This is a genomic window from Georgenia ruanii (genome assembly GCF_009193175.1).
Taxonomy (GTDB): domain Bacteria; phylum Actinomycetota; class Actinomycetes; order Actinomycetales; family Actinomycetaceae; genus Georgenia; species Georgenia ruanii.
The window spans coordinates 194334-216021 of the sequence record NZ_VUKE01000004.1; the positions used below are offsets into that span (position 1 = coordinate 194334).

Annotated in this window: 14 protein-coding genes; 7 read left to right on the forward strand and 7 right to left on the reverse strand. The window is 75.2% G+C overall.

The annotated features are described in order from the left end of the window. Nucleotides 1–2: 2 nt before the first annotated feature. Nucleotides 3–1190, forward strand: a complete 1188-nt coding sequence (locus GD880_RS06515) for an acyl-CoA dehydrogenase family protein (RefSeq protein WP_226909427.1) — start codon at nt 3–5, stop codon at nt 1188–1190. 49 nt (nt 1191–1239) lie between these two features. Here GD880_RS06515 and GD880_RS06520 read toward each other — a convergent pair whose 3' ends face one another. The 4 genes from GD880_RS06520 to GD880_RS06535 form a co-directional block, all read right to left on the reverse strand. Beyond that, nucleotides 1240–2655: a glycoside-pentoside-hexuronide (GPH):cation symporter gene (locus GD880_RS06520; RefSeq protein ID WP_152230812.1), complete on the reverse strand. Its 1416-nt coding sequence runs from the start codon at nt 2653–2655 to the stop codon at nt 1240–1242. A gap of 145 nt (nt 2656–2800) precedes the next feature. Further along, a complete protein-coding gene (locus GD880_RS06525; protein ID WP_226909428.1) occupies nt 2801–3862 on the reverse strand; it encodes a hypothetical protein in 1062 nt (353 codons plus the stop codon). Continuing rightward, the gene (gene dapD / locus GD880_RS06530; protein ID WP_152230813.1) at nt 3855–4817 is read right to left on the reverse strand and encodes a 2,3,4,5-tetrahydropyridine-2,6-dicarboxylate N-succinyltransferase; all 963 of its coding nucleotides are present in this window, start codon (nt 4815–4817) and stop codon (nt 3855–3857) included. Before dapD ends, GD880_RS06525 begins: the two co-directional genes overlap by 8 nt. 100 nt (nt 4818–4917) lie before the next feature. Then, a complete protein-coding gene (locus GD880_RS06535; protein ID WP_226909429.1) occupies nt 4918–5811 on the reverse strand; it encodes an NUDIX hydrolase in 894 nt (297 codons plus the stop codon). An 878-nt stretch (nt 5812–6689) separates the two neighbouring features. Here GD880_RS06535 and betT point away from each other — a divergent pair. From betT to GD880_RS06550, 3 genes are read left to right on the forward strand one after another with little or no spacing between them, the layout of a single operon-like run. Then, nucleotides 6690–8735, forward strand: coding sequence for a choline BCCT transporter BetT (gene betT / locus GD880_RS06540; RefSeq protein ID WP_226909430.1), 2046 nt, complete (start codon nt 6690–6692; stop codon nt 8733–8735). Beyond that, on the forward strand, nt 8735–10210 hold the full coding sequence (locus tag GD880_RS06545; protein ID WP_152230815.1) for an aldehyde dehydrogenase family protein: 1476 nt from the start codon (nt 8735–8737) through the stop codon (nt 10208–10210). The genes betT and GD880_RS06545 overlap by 1 nt, the downstream gene beginning before the upstream one ends. 14 nt (nt 10211–10224) lie before the next feature. Continuing rightward, the gene (locus tag GD880_RS06550) at nt 10225–11811 is read left to right on the forward strand and encodes a GMC family oxidoreductase (protein WP_152230816.1); all 1587 of its coding nucleotides are present in this window, start codon (nt 10225–10227) and stop codon (nt 11809–11811) included. Between the two features lie 159 nt (nt 11812–11970). Here the strand turns inward: GD880_RS06550 and GD880_RS06555 are convergent, their stop codons facing one another. Next, nucleotides 11971–13812, reverse strand: a complete 1842-nt coding sequence (locus GD880_RS06555) for an acetyl/propionyl/methylcrotonyl-CoA carboxylase subunit alpha (protein WP_152230817.1) — start codon at nt 13810–13812, stop codon at nt 11971–11973. Between the two features lie 311 nt (nt 13813–14123). Here GD880_RS06555 and GD880_RS06560 point away from each other — a divergent pair, with 311 nt between their 5' ends. Beyond that, the gene (locus tag GD880_RS06560; RefSeq protein WP_405002728.1) at nt 14124–14954 is read left to right on the forward strand and encodes a uracil-DNA glycosylase; all 831 of its coding nucleotides are present in this window, start codon (nt 14124–14126) and stop codon (nt 14952–14954) included. A gap of 129 nt (nt 14955–15083) precedes the next feature. On the opposite strand, the gene GD880_RS06565 is transcribed toward GD880_RS06560, so the two are convergent. Both GD880_RS06565 and GD880_RS06570 read right to left on the reverse strand, forming a co-directional pair. After that, nucleotides 15084–16070 carry a diaminopimelate dehydrogenase gene (locus GD880_RS06565; RefSeq protein ID WP_152230819.1) on the reverse strand — a complete coding sequence of 329 codons (987 nt, stop codon included), beginning with the start codon at nt 16068–16070 and terminating at the stop codon, nt 15084–15086. A gap of 231 nt (nt 16071–16301) precedes the next feature. Next, complete coding sequence (locus GD880_RS06570; RefSeq protein WP_152230820.1) at nt 16302–16952, reverse strand: Maf family protein; 651 nt, start codon at nt 16950–16952, stop codon at nt 16302–16304. Nucleotides 16953–17247: 295 nt separating this feature from the next. Between GD880_RS06570 and GD880_RS06575 the strand changes: the two genes are divergently transcribed. Then, complete coding sequence (locus GD880_RS06575; RefSeq protein ID WP_152230821.1) at nt 17248–19158, forward strand: Hsp70 family protein; 1911 nt, start codon at nt 17248–17250, stop codon at nt 19156–19158. Continuing rightward, a complete protein-coding gene (locus GD880_RS06580; RefSeq protein ID WP_152230822.1) occupies nt 19155–21686 on the forward strand; it encodes a helix-turn-helix transcriptional regulator in 2532 nt (843 codons plus the stop codon). The genes GD880_RS06575 and GD880_RS06580 overlap by 4 nt, the downstream gene beginning before the upstream one ends. Nucleotides 21687–21688: the final 2 nt, after the last annotated feature.

Genomic DNA, 21688 nt, shown 5'->3' on the forward strand with positions numbered 1-21688 from the left:
CTGTGACGGTGACGGCGCCGGCCCGGCTCTACGAGGCCATCGACCCCTACGGCTACGAGTCCCTGCTCAGCGCGGCCGAGCGGGCCGTGCTTGGCCGGCTGCGCGAGGTGCTCGAGCGCGACGTGAAGCCGCTGGTCAACGACTACTGGGACCGGGCGGAGTTCCCGCACGCGATCCGCGGGCCGCTCGAGGCGCTGGACCTCATGGCCCCGCCCGAGTTGGGCGCCGCCCCGAGCGCGCTGTACCGCGGCTTCCGCATGCTCGAGCTGGCCCGCACCGATGTCTCGGTCGCGGTCTTCTACGGCGCCCAGGCGACGCTGTTCCGCAACAGCATCCTGCTCGGCGGGTCGCCCGGGCAGGTGGCCGAGCTCGACGCCGGCGTGCGCGGCTGGGCGATCAAGGGCGTCTTCGCCCTCACCGAGCCCGACCACGGCAGCGACGTCGCCCGCGGGCTGGCCACCACCGCCCGCCGCGACGGCGACGGCTGGGTGATCAGCGGCGCCAAGCGGTGGATCGGGGGCGCGGAGTACGCCGACCTCATCACCGTCGTCGCCCGCGACGAGGCCGACGGCGAGGTCAAGGCCTTCCTCGTCGACCGCCACGCGCCCGGGGTCACCGTGGAGCAGATCCCCCGGAAGATGGCCCTGCGGATCGTCAACAACGGCCACATCACCCTCGACGGCGTCCGGGTGCCCGAGACCCGGCGGCTGCAGCGGGTGAACTCCTTCCGCGACGTCAACCGGCTGCTGCGGTCCATGCGGGCCGACGTGTCCTGGCTCGCCACCGGCGCCCAGGCCGGCGCCTACGAGGCGGCGGTGCGCTACACCCTCGGGCGCGAGCAGTTCGGCCGGCCCATCGCCGGCTACCAGCTGGTCCAGGACAAGCTCGCCACCATGCTCGGCAACCTCACCGCCTCCCTCGGGATGGCGGTGCGGCTGAGCCAGCTCGAGGACGCTGGCGGCTACAGCGACGCCGACGCGGCGCTGGCCAAGGGCTGGATCGCCCGCCACACCCGCGAGACGGTCGCGCTGGCGCGGGAGGTGTGCGGCGGCAACGGCATCACCCTGGACACCGACGTGGCCCGGTTCTTCGCCGACGCCGAGGCGATCTACACCTTCGAGGGCACCAACGAGATCAACCAGCTCGTCGTGGGCCGGGCGATCACCGGACTGAGCGCGTTCGTGCGCTGAGGCGGCGCCGTCCCGTCCGCTGTCCCGCTCAGCGACCGCTCGCGGGCGGTCAGCCCACCGGCGCCTCCCCGGCCGCGTCGCCCGGTGCGGCGCCCCGGGTGCGCGCGGCCCGCCGGGCGACGACGTCGTCGAGCATCTGCTGGAACCGCGCCTCCGAGAGCGGGTAGGCGAGCATCACCACGGCGCCGAGCCCGACGAAGATCGTCGGGGCGAAGCCGGTGAGGTACCGGATGGCGATGAGCGACTCCTGCCGCTGCGTCGCGGCGCCGGCCACGTAGCCGCTGACCCCGAGCCCCCAGGCGGCCAGGCCGCCGCCGATGCCCTGGCCGACCTTGCGCGTGAACGAGAGCGCGGCGTAGTTGCTGCCCTCGGTGCGCACGCCGGCGTCCCACTCGCCGTACTCGACGGTGTCCGCCTCCAGCGCCCACATGAGCGCCTGGATCGCCGCGATGCCCAGCCCGTAGACCCCGAAGGAGACGATCGCCGCCACGGGCGCGGCCGGCGGGCTGAGCGCGATGCCGACGCCGCCGAGGGCGGTGAGCACCCCCGCCGCGATGTACGCCGCCTTCTTGCCGGAGCGGGCCACCAGCCGAGGCACCACCGGCACCATGGCGAACTGGCCGAGCACGGTCATCACCGTCAGGGCGATGGTGAAGTTCGCGTTCCCGAGCACGTCGCGGGCGTAGTACACCTGGGTGGTCTGGAGCACGAACATCCCGGTGAGCACGAATATCGCGCTGAGGCACAGCATCAACAGCGGGCGGTTGCGGCCGATCGCCGCGAGGGTCTGGCGCAGCGTCACGGGCGTGGTGTCGCGCGGCACGGTCTCGCGCACTGTGCGGAACAGCGTCACGTACAGCAGCAGGCCGACCACGCCGAAGGCGATCATCACCGTGGTGAAGGAGCGCTGCAGGTCCGGCGAGCTCTGGATCTGCGGGGCGACGACGAACGCGAGGATCACGGTGGCCAGCGCCTGGCCGACCGCCCGGTAGCTGCTCAACCGCGCCCGCTCCTGGGGCAGCTCCGTCATCGCGGACGCCACGGACCCGTACGGGATGTTCACGAAGCTGTAGGCGAGACCGAAGACGGCGTAGCTCACCATGGCGTACAGCGCCGCGCCGCCGTCCGAGAGCCGGCCGGGCACGGAGAACAGCGCGACGCCGAGCAGCATCAGCGGCGCCCCGCAGAAGAGGAAGTACGGGCGGAAGCGTCCCCAGCGGGTGGTGGTGAGGTCGACGACCCGGCCCGCGACGAGGTCGGTGACCGCCTGCCACACCCGGACCACCAGCAGGATCGCGCCCGCGACCGCGGCGCTGAGGCCGACGACGTCGGTGTAGTACAGCAGCAGGAACAACGACGCCATCATGAACGTCAGGTTGTTCGCCGCGTCCCCGCCGGCGTAGCCGAGGTAGTCGCGGACGGTCAGGTCGCGCGGACGGCTCGGCGCCTCGGTGCTCACATCCACCCCCGGAGGATCCGCCGGGCGCGCACCGAGCGCCGCGTGCGCGCCAGTGGCACCCTAACCGGGCGGCCGCCGGGCCGCTGCCGGAGGGGCGTGGCCGCCGCACCGCTGCCGAGGGCCGCGGCCTGGCGGCCGTGGCCCGAGCCAGTCAGCCGATGATGACGATCCCCGGCGCCGCACCGGCGATGGCGTCGTGCAGCCCGGCCGGCAGTCCCGCCCGCTCCACCGGCAGCCAGGCGGCGTCGTCGCCGTCGTCGCGCACCCACACCTGCCCGTCGGCGCCGACCACCCGGGCGCCGGTGGCGCTCGCGGTCGCGACCGCCCACTGCGCCACCGCCCAGGCGCGCCGCTGCGGCTCCGGGTCCAGTCCGGCCGGCAGCGAGGCGGCGTCCACCTGCAGCACCCCGGGCGGGACCACCGCGGCGCCGATCTGGACGAAGTCGCGGTCCAGGCGCTGCTGGATGACGGCGAGCCGGGCCGGCGGGGTGGCGCCGGCGATGGGTCCGGCGCTCGATGCCGCGGCGGCCCCCGCGGGGACCGCGCCGGACGCCGCGCCGCCGGACGCCCCGCCGCCGGCCGCGGAGGCGTCGTCGGACACCGGGTCCAGGTGGCAGGTCAGCGCGCCGGTGGAGTAGCCCGACAGCGCCGAGGCGAAGGCGCGGCCGCGGCTCTCGTGCTGGGCGTAGGCGTTGGGGAAGGCCGAGCGCTGCACGCGCTGGGCGGCGTCGGTGATCTCCTGGCCCTCCCAGCCCTGGACGGTGACGAGCACGTCGTAGAAGGCGTTGGTGGAGTACACCGGGTCCATGATCTGGGCGACCGTGCCCCACCCCTGCGAGGGGCGCTGCTGGAACAGGCCGACGGAGTCGCGGTCGCCGTAGTCGATGTTGCGCATCTTCGACTCCTGCAGCGCGGTGGCGATCGCGATGGTCACCGCCCGCGCCGGCAGCTCGCGGTGGGCCGCCACGGCGGCGAACAGCGCGGCGTTGTCCGCCTGGTCGGCGTCCAGGCGCACGCTGCCGGCGTCGGGAAGGGCCACCAGGCAGGTGCCCGACGCCGAGCGGGGGACCAGGGCGTTGAGGGCGAGCACCACGCCGGTGATCGCCACCGCCAGCGCGGCGAGGACGAGCACGGCGCCGCCGGCGCAGCCGCGGGCGCGCCGGGAGGTGCGCACGCGGCCGCGCGCCGCGCCCCCGGGCCTGCCTCTAGGCATGCAGGGCGGCGTTGAGCTCCACCCCGGTGCCCTGGCGCGGGATGGCCTCGACGGCCCCGGAGAGGGAGTTGCGGCGGAAGAGCAGGTTGTCCTGCCCGGACAGGTCGCGGGCGGCGACCACGGGCGGCTCGGCGAGCTGGCCCTGGTCCGGGCGGGTGCCGCCGCCGGTGAGCACGGAGACCTTGGTGCCCGCGGTGAGGTAGAGCCCGGCCTCGACGACGCAGTCGGCGCCGAGGGAGATGCCCACCCCGGCGTTGGCGCCGAGCAGGGACCGCTCGCCGACGGAGATGACCTGCTTCCCGCCGCCGGACAGGGTGCCCATGATCGACGCGCCGCCGCCGATGTCGGCGCCGTCGCCGACGACGACGCCCTGGGAGATGCGGCCCTCGACCATGGACCGGCCCAGCGTGCCGGCGTTGAAGTTCACGAAGCCCTCGTGCATCACGGTCGTGCCCGGGGCGAGGTGGGCGCCCAGGCGCACCCGGTCGCCGTCGGCGATGCGCACGCCGGCGGGGAGGACGTAGTCGACCATGCGGGGGAACTTGTCCACGCCGTAGACGGTCACGCCGCCGCGGGCGCGCAGCCGGGCGCGGGTGGCCTCGAAGCCGTCGACGGCGCACGGCCCCTGGGAGGTCCACACGACGTTCGGCAGCACCCCGAAGATGCCGTCGAGGCTGAGGGTGTTCGGGCGGACCAGGGTGTGCGAGAGCAGGTGCAGGCGCAGGTAGGCGTCGGCCACGGTGGCGGGGGCGGCGTCGAGGTCGATCTCGGTGCGCACCACCTCGGTGCGCACGGACCGGGCCTCGTCCGCGCGCACGGCGGCGGCCAGCTCCGCGGGCGCCGCCGCGTCCTGCGGGGCGGTGCCGAGCGCGGGGGTGGGGTACCACACGTCGAGGGTGTCGCCGGAGTCGGTGATGGTGGCCAGTCCAAAGGCCCAGGCAGTGCGCTCGGTCATGGCCCCCAGGTTACGTGGGACCACGGACGTGCCCGCGGGGCGTCTCGTCGCTGTGAGCGGGCTCGCGGTATGCCAGTGCCCGTCCGCGCGGCGCGACAGGTCAGTTCCGCACGACCCGTGGCCCGAGCGTCCGGGCGCCCAGCTCTCGCACCCGCGCGCCCAGCTCACGGTCGGCGGTGGTCACGGCCACGTCCGTGGCGGGGTCGGCGTGGGCGTGCTGGGCCTCGGCCACCGCGGCGACGACGGCGTCGTCCCCGCTGCCCTCGGCCGTCACGACCCGCACGCCGTCGACCGCCGCGACGCCGCGCGCCGCGCCCTCGGTGACGAGGACGACCTCCGGGTACCACCGGTCACCGGGCAGCTCGACGGCGTAGGCGTCCAGCCCGTGGTGGGCGAGGCCGGCGAGGTGGTCGCGCAGGCGGACGGTGGCGCCGCGTCGGTCCGCCCACCAGCCGTCGGGGCGGGAGCCGACGACGTTGGCGGCGTCGACGACCAGCACCAGGCGGCGCAGCATGGTCCGCAGCTCGGGCAGGGCGTCGGCGAACGCGGGCAGCAGCGGGTGGTCCTCGAGGGCGGCGAGGTCCACCCAGCGCATCTCGAGGCTCTCCGGGTCGCCGACCCGCGGCTCGAACGGGCCGGTCGCCTCCGCGAGCACGGTCGTGTACGCCCAGTCGGGGTGAAGCAGGGCGCGGGTGGCGCGCACGCGCAGCAGCCCGGGGTCGACCCCGGCCTCCTCGCCGGCCTCGCGCACCGCGCCGTGCAGCGCCGTCTCGCCGTCGCGGATCGCCCCACCGGGCAGGCCCCAGGTGCCGCCGTGGTGCGACCACAGCGCGCGGTGCTGGAGCACGAGCTGGGGGCCGCTGGACCCGGCGCGCCACAGCAGCAGCCCGGCGGCCCCGTTGAGGCCCCAGTGCTGGTACCCGCAGGCGCACTCCACCCAGCCGTCGCCGGGCTGGCGGTGCACCCGGGAATCGGGCGGGCGGTGGATGGTCACCGGCACAGCCTCGCACAGCCCGCGGAGCAGGCGGCCTGGACGGATCGGGAAGCGGGCGGCGTCCGGACGGATCGCGCAGCGGGCGGCGTCCGGACGGATCGCGCAGCGGGCGGCGTCCGGACGGATCGGGAGGCGGGCCGGTCCGGACGGGTCGTGAGGCTGGTCGCATCTGCACGGATCGTGGAGCAGGTGGCATCCGACCGGGTCGCCAGGCCGGCGGCATGCGGATGCGCCTGCGACCAGCGGCCATGCGCCGATGGGTCTCCATGGCGGTTCGTGGGTTCGTCGCGACCGGACCCATAGGTGCGCGGCGCTTCCGTCAGGGACTTTAGGGAAAAGAGTCCGGTATGGGTAAAGTCGTGGGCCGTTGAGCGGGCCCAGGGCAGGACGACGCGCCCAAGGCCCGCCGCGCCCAGCCCGCGGGCCTGCCGCGCACCCTGCGCGGGCCCTGGAGCGGCGCGACCACCGAGCGCGAGGTCGCCGCGCCCTGCGCGACACCCAGCGCACCAGACCGAGAACACGCACGCAACCGAGAGCACACGGAACCAAGGACGATGACCCAGACCAGACCTCCCGTCCCAGAACGGGCCGCGCCCTCCACAGACGCCGAGACGGGGCCGCCCACCGCGCGGGCGGTGCCGCCGGAACCCGTCACGGGTGCGGCACCGGCGGGCCCGGGGATGACGGCGCAGCCCCCGCGAGCCCTGCACACCCCGCCGCCCGTGGGCGCGACGACGGCCCCGCAGCCGCCGCGCCCCGCGCACGACCCGCCGTCGGCCCGCCCGGCAACGGCCCGGAAGACGGCGCCGCGGCCCCCACGCCCGGAGGGCCCGCCGCAGACCCCCGCGGAGACGGCAACGGAGCCGCCGACGACGAACATGCGCGTGTTCGTCCCCTCCGCCATCGGCATCCTCGCCATCGCCCTGTGGGCGATTCTCGCCCCGGACCACGCCGCCACGGTCATCGGCGCGATGGTGGCCTGGGTGTCCAAGAACCTCGGCTGGTACTACATCCTCACCGCCACGGTGGTGGTGATCTTCGTCGTCTTCGTCGCGGCCTCGCGCGTGGGACGCACGAAGCTGGGTCCGGACCACTCCAAGCCCCAGTACTCGATGTTCTCCTGGACCGCGATGCTCTTCGCGGCGGGCATCGGCATCGACCTGATGTTCTTCTCCGTGGCCGAGCCCGTGACCCAGTACTACGGGCCGCCGGCCGGCGCGGGGGAAACCCTCGAATCGGCCCGGCAGGCCGTGGTCTGGACCCTGTTCCACTACGGCATCACCGGCTGGGCGATGTACGCCCTCATGGGCATGGCGTTCGGCTACTTCGCCTACCGCTTCAACATGCCGCTGAGCATCCGCTCCGCGCTGTACCCGATCATCGGCCGGCGCGTGCACGGCGCCGCCGGGGACGCCGTCGACACCGCCGCCATGCTCGGCACCATCTTCGGCATCGCCACGTCGCTGGGCATCGGCGTCGTGCAGCTTAACTTCGGCCTGAAGATCCTCTTCGGCGTCGAGGAGGGGCTCGCCGCCCAGATCGCCCTCATCGTGCTGGCCGTCCTCATGGCCACCGCGTCCGCCGTGGCCGGCATCGACAAGGGCATCCGGCGGCTGTCCGAGCTCAACGTCGTCCTCGCCGTCGGCCTCATGCTGTACATCACCGTCACCGGCAAGACCGCGTTCCTGCTGGACGCGCTGGTGCTGAACATCGGCGACTACCTCGCCGGCTTCGCCGACATGACGCTGAACACGTTCGCCTTCGACCGCCCGGACGAGTGGATGAACGGCTGGACGCTGTTCTTCTGGGCCTGGTGGATCGCCTGGGCGCCCTTCGTGGGGCTGTTCCTCGCCCGGATCTCCCGCGGGCGCACCATCCGCCAGTTCGTCGTCGCCACGCTGACCGTGCCCTTCCTGTTCATCCTGGTCTGGCTCTCGATCTTCGGGAACAGCGCCCTCGACGTGGTGCTGGGCGGCAACGACGCCTTCGGGCAGGTGGCGATGAACCAGCCCGAGCGGGCCTTCTACTCCCTGCTCGAGCAGTACCCCGGCGCCCCGCTGCTCATCGCCGTGGCCACCTTCACCGGCCTGCTCTTCTATGTCACCAGCGCCGACTCCGGCTCGCTCGTGATGTCGACCTTCACCTCCCGGATCAAGGACCCGGGCAAGGACGGGCCGAACTGGCTGCGGATCTTCTGGTCCCTCGCCACCGGTGCGCTCACGCTCGGGATGCTCATGGTCGGCGGCGTGGCGACGCTGCAGTCGGCGACGATCATCATGGGCCTGCCGTTCTCCGTGGTGATCTACCTGGTCATGGCGGGCCTCTACAAGTCGTTGCGGATCGAGGCGGCGCTGGCCGCGAGCCTGCGCACCTCCCTGCCCGGCGCGCTCTCCGGGCGGGCCGTCGCCGGTCCGCAGCGCAGCTGGCGCCAGCGCGTGGCCCGGTCGATGGCCTACCCGAGTTCGGCGCAGGCCCAGCGCTACATCACGCAGGTCGCGCTGCCCGCGGTGCAGGAGGTCGCGGCCGAGCTGAGGGCCCAGGGCGCCGTCGTCGAGCTGACCGACGGCGCGGTCGAGGGGGCGGGCTGCAGCCAGCTCACCCTCACCGTGGTCCTGGCCGACGACCCCGACTTCCGCTACCAGATCTACCCCGTCGAGCACGTCACGCCGACCTACGCCCCGCGCGCCCAGGGCCGGAACGAGACGTACTACCGGCTCGAGGTCTTCTCGATGACCGGCAGCCACGGCTACGACCTCATGGGGTACACGAAGGACCAGGTCATCACCGACGTCCTGGACCAGTACGAGCGACACCTCGAGTTTCTCCACCTCCAGCGCGACTTCACCGGGTCGGCCATGGCCGACGAGGCCGACGCGCCGGAGGACTGGAACGCCGACTTCGCGATGGAGGAGAGCAAGAACTGATGACGAACACCCTGTTCATCGACGGCCGGTGGGTCCCCGCCCGCAGCGGCGAGACCCGCGAGATCCGCAACCCCGCCGACGGCGAGCTCGTCGGGATCGTGGCCGAGGCCGGCGCCGAGGACGCCGAGGCGGCGATCGCCGCCGCCCGGGCCGCCTTCGACGGCGGCGCCTGGCGCGACGTCCCGGCCCCCGAGCGCGGCGACTTCCTGCTCAAGGTCGCCGACCGGCTGCGCGAGCGCAAGGCCGAGTTCGCCCGCGCCGAGTCCCTCGACACCGGCAAGCGGCTGGTCGAGAGCGAGATCGACATGGACGACATCGCGGCCTGCTTCGCCTACTTCGGCAAGCTCGCCGGGCTGGAGGCCGGCCGGCTGGTCGACGCCGGCAACACCGACGTCGTCTCCCGGATCGTCTACGAGCCGGTCGGCGTCTGCGGGCTCATCACCCCGTGGAACTACCCGCTGCTGCAGGCGGCGTGGAAGATCGCGCCCGCGCTGGCCGCCGGCAACGCCTTCGTCCTCAAGCCCTCCGAGCTCACCCCGCACACCGCGATCCTCATGATGCAGGTGCTCGAGGAGCTCGGCCTGCCCGCCGGCGTCGCCAACCTCGTGCTGGGCGCCGGCGCCACCGCCGGCGCGCCGCTGTCGTCCCACCCCGACGTCGACATGGTCTCCTTCACCGGCGGCCTGGAGACCGGCAAGGTGATCGCCGCCGCTGCGGCGGGCACCGTGAAGAAGGTGGCGCTGGAGCTGGGCGGGAAGAACCCCAACGTCATCTTCGCCGACGCCGACTTCGACGCCGCCGTGGACAACGCCCTCAACGGCGCCTTCGTCCACTCCGGGCAGGTCTGCTCCGCCGGCGCCCGGATCATCGTCCAGGACACCATCGCCGAGCGGTTCGTCGACGAGCTCGTGCGCCGGGCCCAGGGCATCCGCCTCGGCGGGCCCTTCGACGAGGCCGCCGAGACCGGCCCGCTCATCTCCGCCGCCCACCGCGACAAGGTCACCGCCTACGTCGAGCGCGGCGTCGCCGAGGGCGCCCGGGTGCGCTGCGGCGGCGCCTGGGGCGAGGGCGAGCTCGCCAAGGGCTACTACTACCTGCCCACCGTGATCGACGACGTCCGCCGGGGCATGTCCGTGGTGCGCGACGAGGCCTTCGGCCCGGTGGTGACGGTGGAGACCTTCGCCGACGAGGACGAGGCGGTGGCCACCGCCAACGACACGCACTACGGGCTGGCCGGCGCGGTGTGGACCCAGGACGCCGGCCGCGCCCAGCGGGTCGCCGGGCGCCTGCGCCACGGGACGGTGTGGATCAACGACTTCCACCCGTACCTCCCCCAGGCCGAGTGGGGCGGGTTCGGCCAGTCCGGGGTGGGCCGCGAGCTCGGTCCCACCGGCCTGGCGGAGTACCAGGAGGCCAAGCACATCTACCAGAACACCCGGCCGCAGGTCACCGGCTGGTTCGAGGACCGCAAGTGAAGGAGCACAGCAGCGTGAACGAGAGCACCTACGACTACGTGGTGGTCGGCGGCGGGTCCGCCGGCGCCGTCGTCGCGGCCCGGCTGAGCGAGGACCCCGACGTCCAGGTCGCCCTCCTCGAGGCCGGCCCGACCGACGTGGGCCTCGACGTCGTCCTCCAGCTCGACCGGTGGATGGAGCTGCTCGAGTCCGGCTACGACTGGGACTACCCGATCGAGCCGCAGGCCAGCGGCAACTCCTTCATGCGGCACGCCCGCGCCAAGGTGCTGGGCGGGTGCTCCTCGCACAACTCGTGCATCGCCTTCTGGGCGCCGCGCGAGGACCTGGACGAGTGGGAGGCCACGCACGGGGCCACCGGGTGGGGCGCGGAGCACACCTTCCCGCTGTACACCAAGCTCGAGACGAACGAGGACGACGGCCCCCTGCACGGCAAGGACGGCCCGGTGCACCTGATGAACGTCCCGCCCGCGGATGCCTGCGGCGTGGCGCTGCTGGACGCCTGCGAGCAGGCGGGCATCCCGCGGGCACGGTTCAACACCGGCGAGACCGTGGTCAACGGCGCGAACTTCTTCCAGATCAACCGCCGCGCCGACGGCACCCGGTCCTCCTCCTCGGTGTCCTACCTCCACCCGGTCCTGGACCGGGAGAACCTCCACGTCCTCACCGGCTCCTGGGCCAAGAAGCTCGTGCTGGACGCGGACAACCGCTGCACCGGCGTGGAGGTCACCGACAACGCCTTCGGGCGCAGCAAGGTCGTCTCCGCCCGGCGCGAGGTCATCGTCTCCACCGGCGCCATCGACACCCCCAAGCTGCTCATGCTCTCCGGCATCGGCCCGGCCGAGCACCTGCGCGAGGTGGGCATCGACGTCGTCGTGGACGCGCCCGGCGTCGGCGCGAACCTGCAGGACCACCCCGAGGGCGTCATCCAGTGGGAGGCCAAGCGGCCCATGCCGACCACCTCCACCCAGTGGTGGGAGATCGGCATCTTCACCACCACCGAGGACGGCCTGGACCGGCCGGACCTGATGATGCACTACGGGTCCGTGCCGTTCGACATGCACACCCTGCGCCAGGGCTACCCGACGACGGAGAACGGCTTCTGCCTGACCCCCAACGTCACCCACGCCCGCTCCCGCGGCACGGTGCGGCTGCGCAGCAAGGACTTCCGCGACAAGCCGATGGTCGACCCGCGCTACTTCACCGACCCGCACGACATGCGCGTGATGATCGCCGGCATCCGCAAGGCCCGCGAGATCGTCGCGCAGCCCGCGATGGCGGAGTGGGCGGGGGAGGAGCTCTACCCCGGCGCGGACGTGCAGACCGACGAGCAGCTCGCGGACTACGTCCGCCGCACCCACAACACCGTCTACCACCCGGTCGGGACGGTGCGCATGGGCGCCCCAGCGGACCCGATGTCCCCGCTCGACCCCGAGCTGCGGGTCAAGGGCGTCACCGGCCTGCGCGTCGCCGACGCCTCGATCATGCCCGAGCACACCACGGTCAACCCCAACATCACCGTGATGATGATCGGCGAGAAGTGCGCCGAGATGGTCAAGGCCGCCCGGGCCTCCGCGCCGGTCGAGGTCGCCGCGACCGCCTGATCGCCGGCCGCGCTGACCGCCGCCGGCGGGCTGCCGCCGGCGGGCTGCCGCCGGCGGCGGTCGCTCGCCGATTCCCGCACGTGAAACCGCCCGGGCGCCCCCAGTGGGGCGCCCGGGCAGTTCGTCGTTGCCGGCGTGCCGGGCGGTCGGCACGCGCCGTCAGTTCGCGGAGACGTCGTCCAGCGGGTCGATCTGGCAGATGACGGCGCCCGTGGCGACGTTCTGCCCGACGGCGGCCGCCATGCCGTGCACGCGCCCGGCGCGGTGCGCCACCAGCGGCTGCTCCATCTTCATCGCCTCGAGGACGACGACGAGGTCGCCCTCGGCGACCAGCTCGCCGTCGGCCACCGCGACCTTGACGATCGTGCCCTGCATGGGCGAGGTCAGCGCGGCGCCGTTGGCGCCGTTGGCGGCGGCCCCACCGGACCGGGCCGCCCGACGCGCCGGCCGGCGGGCGGCGCCGCGCGGCCCGGCGGAGATCCCCAGGCCGGCGGGGATGACCACCTCGAGCCGCTTGCCGCCCACCTCGACGACGACGCGCTCGGTGGCCTCCGCCGCGCCCTCGTCCTCGGCCGGGGCGGGCGTCGCCGGGGCGGCCCTGGGCAGCTCGCGCAGCTTCTCCGCGTAGTCGGTCTCGATCCAGGTGGTGTGGACCCGGAAGTCCTCGGCCCGCTCGGCGGTGAAGTCCGGCTCGGTCAGCACGCTGCGGTGGAACGGCAGCACGGTGGGCAGGCCGACGATCTCGGTCTCGCGCAGCGCCCGGCGCGCGCGCTCGAGCGCCTCGGCGCGGGTGGCGCCGGTGACGATCAGCTTGGCGAGCAGGGAGTCGAAGGCGCCGGAGACGGCGTCGCCGGCGACCACCCCGGCGTCCACCCGCACGCCCGGCCCGGCGGGCCAGGTGAGGGAGGCGATGGTCCCGGGGGCGGGCATGAAGTTGGACGCCGGGTCCTCGCCGTTGATGCGCAGCTCGATGGAGTGCCCGCGGGTGGCGACCTCGGTGTAGCCGAGCTCCTCGCCGGCGGCCACGCGCAGCTGCTCGCGCACGAGGTCCAGCCCGGCGACCTCCTCGCTGACCGGGTGCTCGACCTGCAGGCGGGTGTTGACCTCGAGGAAGGAGATGGTGCCGTCCTGGCCCACGAGGAACTCGCAGGTGCCGGCGCCGACGTAGCCGGCCTCGCGCAGGATGGCCTGCGAGGCGCGCACGAGGGTGGCCTCCTGCTCGGCGCTGAGGAACGGCGCGGGCGCCTCCTCGACGAGCTTCTGGTGGCGCCGCTGCAGCGAGCAGTCCCGGGTGGAGACGACGACGACGGTGCCGGCCGCGTCGGCCAGGCACTGGGTCTCCACGTGGCGCGGGCGGTCGAGGAAGCGCTCGACGAAGCACTCGCCGCGGCCGAACGCGGCCAGCGCCTCGCGCACGGCCGACTCGTACAGCTGGGGGATCTCCTCGCGGGTGCGGGCGACCTTGAGGCCGCGCCCGCCGCCGCCGAACGCGGCCTTGATGGCCACCGGGAGGCCGTGGGCGTCGGCGAAGGCGAGCACCTCCTCGGCCCCGGCGACCGGGTCGGCGGTGCCGGGCACCAGCGGCGCGCCGACCCTCTGGGCGATGTGCCGGGCGGTGACCTTGTCGCCCAGGGCGGCGATGGCGGCCGGCGGCGGACCGATCCACACGAGCCCGGCGTCGAGCACGGCCTGGGCGAACTCGGCGTTCTCGGACAGGAAGCCGTAGCCGGGGTGCACCGCGTCGGCGCCGGAGCGGCGGGCGACGTCGAGCAGCTTGCCGGCGTCGAGGTAGGTCTCGGCGGCCCGCTGGCCGTGCAGGGCGTACGCCTCGTCGCTGAGCTTGACGTGCAGGGCGTTGCGGTCGGAGTCGGCGTAGACGGCGACCGTGGCGATCCCCGCGTCGGCGCATGCCCGAGCCACCCGGACGGCGATCTCGCCGCGGTTGGCGATGAGCACCTTCGTGAGCCTGCGCGGGCTCGGCTGGCTCGAGGTGCTCGTCATGGACAACTCCTGTTCTGGCCCGGGATCCGGGCGCCGGTGATGATCGATCGGGGGCGGCTGGGGGCCGCGTGGGCACCGGTGGCAGCGGGGTGAGGAGCACCCCGGTGGGACCGTGCCCGGGCTACGTTAGCCGGGGGCGGCGCGGCCCTCCTATTTCGGCATGGCCGCGGCCGCCAAGATTGTCCATGTGACCAAGCCACGGCGGCGGTGGTTGTCGCGTGTCTACAAGTTGTGCGGGCCGCGCCGCGGCCCCGCCCGGGTGTCTTGGTAGCAGGTGCACAAAAGCCGGCGACGGCGGCAGGATGGCGAGCGTGCCCGACGACCTGCGTCCCCATCCCGTCACCGGCGAGCTCTTCGCCTCCCCGGTGCCCCCGGGCACCGGCTGGCCGGGCGACCCGGCGGACCCCGCCACCCCGGTGGCCCGCTCCGCCGCCGAGGTCGGGCGCCTCGCCCGCGGGGCGGACGACGTGGCCGAGCTCGACGCGCGGGTGTCCGTCTGCCGCGCCTGCCCGCGCCTGGTGGCCTGGCGCGAGGCCGTCGCCACGACCGGGCGGCGGGCCGCCTTCGCCGACCAGCCGTACTGGGGCCGCCCCGGCCCGGGTTTCGGCGACCCCCGGCCCCGGGTGCTCGTCGTCGGGCTGGCGCCGGCGGCCAACGGGACGAACCGCACCGGCCGGATGTTCACCGGCGACCGCAGCGGTGACTGGATCTACGCCGCCCTCTACCGCGCCGGCTACGCCAGCCAGCCGACCAGCACCTCCGCCGCCGACGGGCTCGAGCTGCGCGGCGCGCGGATCGTGGCCGCGGTGCGCTGCGCGCCGCCGGGCAACAAGCCCACCCCCGAAGAGCGCGCCACGTGCGGGCAGTGGCTGGACCGCGACCTCGAGCTGGTCGCCCCCGGGCTCCGCTCGATGCTCGCCCTGGGCGCGATCGGCTGGGACGCCGCCCTGGCCAGCGCCCGGCGGCTGGGCTGGGCGGTGCCCCGGCCCAGGCCGCGGTTCGGCCACGGCGCCGAGGCCGTGCTCGTCACCCCCGCCGGGCACGAGGTCCGGCTGCTCGGCAGCTACCACGTCAGCCAGCAGAACACCTTTACCGGAAAGTTGACTGAGAAGATGCTCGACGAGGTGCTCGCCCGGCTGTGACGGGCGCCGCCGAGCCGAGCGACCAACCTGTCAGTCTGGCTGTGACCAACCTGCCAGTGAGGCTGCGACCAAGCTGTCAGTCGCTGTGACCAACCTGACAGGGTGGCTGCGGCGCCGGGGAGGCCGCGCCTACAGCAGCTCGGCCCGCAGCTGGTCGGCGGGCTTGGGCGACAGCAGCCCGGGCGGGACGTCGAACACCGTCTTGGCGCCGACCTGCCCGGCGGCGTGGAGGCGGGCGGCGGCCCGGGCGTACGCGACCAGCACGCTGGCGGTGAACTCGGGGTTGCTGCCGAGCTCGAGGCGGTACTCCACCACCTGGGAGCTGCCCGCCCCGGTGCTGCCGCTGCGGATGACGAACCCGCCGTGCGGCATCGCGGCGTGGTCGCGAGCCAGCTCCTCGGCGCTGATGAAGCTCACGGTGGTGTCGTAGTCGGCGAAGTAGTCGGGCATCGTGACGATGGCCCGCTCCACCGCGGCAGCGTCCGCCCCCTCCTCGAGGACGACGTAGCACTCGCGCCGGTGCTTCTGCCGGGTGGTCAGCTCCGGACGCCGGCCGCTGCGCACCGCGTCGATCGCCTCCTCCGACGGCACGGTGTACTGCACGCCCCCGGCCACGCCGGCCACGCGCCGCACGGCGTCGGAGTGGCCCTGGCTCAGGCCCTTGCCCCAGAAGGTGTACGTCTCCCCGTCGGGCAGCAGGGCCTCGCCCAGGAGCCGGTTGAGGGAGAACATGCCCGGGTCCCAGCCGACCGAGATGATCGCGGTGTGGCCGCCCGCGCGGGCGGCGTCGTCGACCGCGCCGTAGTACGCGGGGATCTTCGCGTGGGTGTCGAAGCTGTCCACGGTCGTGAAGTGGGCGGCCAGGGCCGGGCCGTGCTCGGGCAGGTCCTCCTTCGACCCGCCGCACAGGACGAGGACGTCGATGTCCTCGCGGTGCTCGAGCAGCTGGTCCCAGGGCAGCACCGGCACGTCGGCCCGCGGCGGGGTGACCTGGGCGGGGTCGCGGCGGGTGAAGATGCCCACCAGCTCCATGTCGGCGCACCGGTCGACGGCGGCCACGACCCCGCGCCCGAGGTTCCCGTACCCGGCGATCCCGATCCTCAGCCGTGCTGCCATGTGTGTCACGTCTCCGTTCCCTGGGTCGCCGATGCGTCGGACCGGCGGCTCGTCGACGGCGTGGCTCCCGCGGCACCGGCCGCGGGGCTCGCGCGCCCTGTGCCAGCGACGGTAACCGCGGGCGGCGGCGCCGGGCGATTCCGTCCGCGGCGAGACCGCGCCCGCGTGGCTTCGACCTCACGGGCAGGCGGCGGCCACGCCCGACCCTCCCGGCCTCACCCGGGCTTCGGCCTATCGGGCCGGCGGCGCGTCCGCGGACCGGGCCCACAGGTCGGTGATGGCCACGCCGACGTCCCGCAGCAGGTCGCGCAGCAGGGGCAGGCTGAGCCCCACCACCCCGTGGTAGTCGCCCTCGATCGCGGTGACGAACGGGCCGCCGAGGCCGTCGACGGTGAACGCGCCGGCCACCGCGAGCGGCTCCCCGGTGGCGACGTAGGCGGCGATCTCGGCGTCGGTGAGCTCGGCGAAGCGCACCACGGTGGAGGACGTCGCCCCCACCTCGGTCGGCCCGGCGATGAGCCAGTGGCCGGTGTGCAGCACCCCGCTGCGCCCGCGCATGCGCTGCCAGCGGGCGACGGCGTCCGCGGCGTCGGCCGGCTTGCCCAGCACCGCGCCGTCGAGCTCGAGCATGGAGTCGCACCCGAGCACGAGGTCGGCGGCCCGGGAGCGGCCGTGGACGTCGCGCGCCTTGGCCCGGGCCAGCAGGAGCACCTGCTCGGCGGCCGGGACCGGTCGGGTACCCGCGCGGGCGGCCGCGTCCGCGGCGTCGGCCAGCAGGGCGTCCTCGTCGACGCCCGAGACCTCCACCAGCGGGTCGATGCCCGCCGCGCGCAGGGTGCTCAGTCGGGCGGGGGAGGCGGAGGCGAGGAGGAGTGAGGTCACGCCGGCCAGGGTAGGGGACGCGCCCGGGGGTGATCATCACCTGAAAATTCGTCCGCCGTGATCGCTTCGTGACCGGGGTGTGACACCGGTGTGACATGGGGCGACCTGCGCAGAAATCAAAGAGCCACTTTCCCGATATCTCTGTCGCTGAGGCTGGCGCGCCGGGGTGGCGCCTCGCCCCCTGGAAGGACGACACCTGTCGGGTTAGCCTGTGGTGCGAGTCACCGTCGGCCCCGGCCTCATCGTGGATCGCCGGGGCCGTCGGGGGCTCGCCGTGAAGCGGCTAGGGGGGTTCATGACGTACGCGGTCGGCATCGACATCGGCACCAGCTTTGTCGCAGCCGCCATCACCCGGCTCGTCGGTGCCCGCCACCAGGCGCCGCAGCCGCTGCACCTGGGTACGCGCTCCGCCGCCGCGCCGTCGGTGATCTACCTCGGCGAGGACGGCCTGGTCCTGGTCGGCGAGACCGCCGAGCGCCGGGCCCTCGCGGAGCCGCACCGTGTCGTGCGCGAGTTCAAGCGCCGGGTGGGCGATCCCGTCCCGGTGGTCGCCGGCGACCTGCTGGTCGCGCCCCAGGACGTCTTCGCCACCCTCGCCCGCTGGGTCGTGGACCGCGCGGCGGAGCAGGAGGGGGAGGGGCCCGAGCGGGTCGTCGTCGCCCACCCGGCCGGGTGGGGCGGGTACAAGATCGGCCTGGTCCGCGAGGCGCTCGCGGGCGTCGGACTCGGCGACGCCGCCCTCATCAGCGAGCCGGAGGCCGCCGCGCTGCACTACGCCGCCTCCGAGCGGGTCGACGTCGGCAGCACGATCGCGGTCTACGACCTCGGCGGCGGGACGTTCGACGTCGCCGTCCTGCGCAAGGTCGCCGCGGACACCTTCGACGTCCTCGGCACGCCGGAGGGCCTCGAACGACTCGGCGGGGCCGACTTCGACGAGGCCGTCTTCCGCCACGTCACCACCAGCCTCGGCGGCGACCTCGCCGGGCCGGACACCACCGACGCGGACGTCCTGCTGGCCTTCTCGCGGTTGCGCCGGGAGTGCACCGAGGCCAAGGAGGCGCTCTCGGGGGACTCCGAGACCACCGTCCCGGTCCTGCTGCCCGGGGTGCACACCCAGGTCCGGCTCGTCCGCGCCGAGTTCGAAGAGCTCATCGAGAGCCACGTGCGCGAGACCGTCGCGACCCTGCGGCACGCCCTGGACCTCGCCGAGGTCGCGCCCGACGAGCTCTCCGCCGTGTTGCTCGTCGGTGGCTCCTCCCGCGTGCCGCTCGTCGCCGAGCTCGTCTCGGCCGAGCTGGGACGGCCCGTCGCCGTCGACGCCGACCCCAAGGCCAGCATCTGCCTCGGGGCCGCCCTGGCCGCGGCCGTCCCCGGTGCGGCGGAGGGCACCACCGTGGTCGTCGACGACGGCGCCCCGGTGTCCGATGGCGCCGCGGTGCCCGACGATGAGCCGGCCATGGTCGCCGGCGCCCCGCGCGCCGCCCGGACCGCCGCCGACGCCGCCGTCGCCCCCCGGCCCCCCGCCCCGGTGGCCGCGGTCGCCGGCGGCCCGTGGCGGGTCGGCACCCGGCGCGGCGTGAAGGTGGCCGCCGCGCTCGCGGGCGTGGTCGGCATCACGATGCTCACCGCCGTCGCGGGGCAGACCCCGCAGGTCGTGAACCACCTGCTCGCCCCGGCGTTGACCGAGGCCCAGGCGGGCACGCCTACGGGAGGCGGCACCGACGGGGGGTCCGCGGTCGGCACCCGGGAGGGGACGACGCCCGGGGACGGGACGGCCAGCCAGACCTCCGCCGAGCCCCGGTCGTCGGCGCGGCGCACGACGCCCGGCGCCACCCCGGAGGCGACGCCCACGCCGACCACCGGGGCGCCGTCGTCGACGGCGGCGCAGCCAAGCATCGGGACCCCCGCCGCGGGCCCCTCGACGTCCCGCCCGAGCGGGACGGGCACGCCCACCGCCCCGGAGACGCGCGCACCGTCGCCGTCCGGCAGCCCGACCCCGGTGACCCCGTCGCCCTCGCCGACCCCGTCCCCGTCTCCGGCCACCGAGCCGCCCACCGGTGGTGCCATCGGGCAGGAGGACCCCTCGACCTCACCGGCTCCCAGCGACCCGGCGAGCCCGGCGGGGAGCCCGACGGTCGTGCCGGGGGAGGCCCAGCTCGTCGAGAACCCGGCCGGCGCTCCCGGCACCGGAGGGACGGGAGGGTGAGCGTGGACGCCCGCACGACGACCCCCGTCCCGGTGCGCAGCCTGCGCGGTCCCGGGGCCGTCCTGCTCGACGAGGTCGCCGCCGACCCGCAGCGCCGCCTGCTTGTGGGGGTCACCGGGCCGGCCGGCACCGGCAAGTCGGTCCTGCTCGGCGAGCTCGCCGGCGTCTACCGGGCGGCCGGCTTCGAGACCCGGCAGGCCCCCGCGCCCGACGTGCCCGGCGGCGACGCGGCGTACACCGCCGTCCTCGTCGACGACGCCCACGACCTCGACGACGTCACCGTGGGGCGGCTGCGCGAGCTGGCCGAGAAGGGGGAGAGCCACCTCGTCGTCGCCCACCGGCCCTGGCCCCGCAGCCGGGCCCTGCGGGCCCTGCTCGCCACCCTCGACCTGCACCGCCCGCCCGTCGCGCTCGGCCCGATGGGCCGCGAGGACGTCGCCATCGTCGCGGCCCACCGGCGCGGGCAGCCGGTCCCCGGCACGGTCGTGGACGCGCTGACCCGCCTGACCGCCGGCATGCCGTGGCTCGTCCATCGCGTCGTGGCCACCTGGCCCCGCGACGGCGTCCAGGTGGCGCCGGCCGGGGTGCTCGCCCAGCTCGGCCGGGAGCTCGAGCACCTCGACGACCGGCTGCGGAAGCTGCTGCTCGACCTCGCCGTCGGCTTCGACCTCGCCGGCGACACCCCGCCCCCGGCCCTCGAGCAAGATCCGGACGGCGTGGAGGACCTCGTCGCCCACGGCGAGGCCGCCGGGCTCCTCACCGCCAGCGGGGCGATCGTCCCGCTCGTGGGCGAGGCGCTGGTCGTGGCGACGCCCGCGCACCGGGTCCGCGCGCGGCAGCGCGCCCTGCTCGCGGCGGTGGACGCCGCCGGGCGACCCCTGGACGACGTCGCCCGCCAGCTCGCCCGGACCGGCCTGGCCGATCCGCGCGTGGCCGCCGCGCTTACCAGCCAGGCCGACGCCGCGCTGGCGCGGGACCCCGCCGCCGCCCGGGCGCTGTACACCCAGGCCGTGGCCGCCGGGGCGGACGTCGGCGCGCTCGCGGCCCGGCGGGCCCAGGCGGCGGCGCTGTCCGGCGACCTCGACGAGGCCGGCCGCATGGTCGACGACCTGCTCACCCGGCCGGACCCGCCCGACCTGGGCCGCGCCGTCGACGTCGCCGCCGAGGTCTGGTCCCGGCGGGGCATGCTGGCCCGCAGCGCCCAGGTGTACCGCTGGCTCGGGGCCGCCCGGGCGGGGGCGTCCGCGCCGCTGGCGGTCGTGGCGCTGCTCGGGGCGGGGGACCGCGAGGGGGCCGAGGAGATGCTGGGCGCCAGTCCGGCGGCCGCACCGCCCACGGTGCTGGCGTCGGTGCCGGCGCTGATGTCCGAGGGGCTGGGGGAGACCCTGGACGGCTCCGCCACCGCGGCGATGGCCTCGCTCGTGCGCGCCTCGGACATGCTCACGGCCAGCGGCTGCGCCATCCCCCTGCCGATCGGCCCGGCGGAGCTGGCGGCGCTGGCCGCCCTGCACGTCGGGGAGCTGTCCGTGGCGGAGTCGGTCATCGAGGGCGCGCTGGCCGGCGGGCAGGGCAGCGCGGCCACCCGCCCGGGCCTGCTGCTGCTCCGGGCGTGGACGGCGATGCTGCGCGACCGCCCCGACCGCGCCCAGGCCGCCGTGGGCGAGGCGGCGGGCGCCGGGAACGCCCTCGCGCCGCGCGAGGAGCTCTTCCTGCGGGCGCTCGAGGTCGGGCTCGCCCGGCGGACCGACGACGCGCCGGCGCTGGTGCAGGCGTGGGGCCGGGCCCGGGAGACGATCCTGCACTTCCCGGTCGACCTGTTCACCCTGCTCCCGCTCGGCGAGCTGCTCATCGCCGCGGCACGGCTGCGGGACGCCCCCCGCGTCGAGGGCCACGTCGCGGAGGCGTGGGCGCTGCTGAGCCGGCTGGGCGACCCGCCGCTGTGGGCGGTGCCGTTGCACTGGGCCCACGTGCACGCCGCCATCCTCGCCGAGCGGCCCGCCGACCTCGGTCCGCACGCGGCGGCGCTGGTGCGCGCGGCCGGGAAGAGCCACTACGCGGCGGTCCTCGCCGCCGCCGGCCGGGCGTGGGTGTCGGTGCTCGCCGGGAACGTCGACGTGGCGGTGGTCGAGAACGCCGCCCGCGGGCTCGCCTCCGTCGGCCTGACCTGGGACGGCTCCCGCCTGGCGGGCCACGCCGCCGCCCGCACGGAGGAGCGCAAGGACATGGCCCGGCTGCTCGCGCGCGCCCGGGACCTCCACCCCGGCACGACGCCGGGCCTCCCGCAGGAGGCGGCCCTCGCGGCGGGTCGCCCGCTCGCCGACGACAGCGGCCTCAGCCCCCGCGAGCGGGAGATCGCCGGGCTCGTGCTCGCGGGGAAGACCTACCGCGAGATCGGCGACACGATCTACATCTCGCCACGCACCGTGGAGCATCACGTGGCGCGCATCCGGCGCCGGCTGGGTGCGGCCTCGCGCTCGGAGCTGCTCGCGCGGCTGCGCATCGCCCTTGGCGAGGAGTGGGGCGCGTAGCC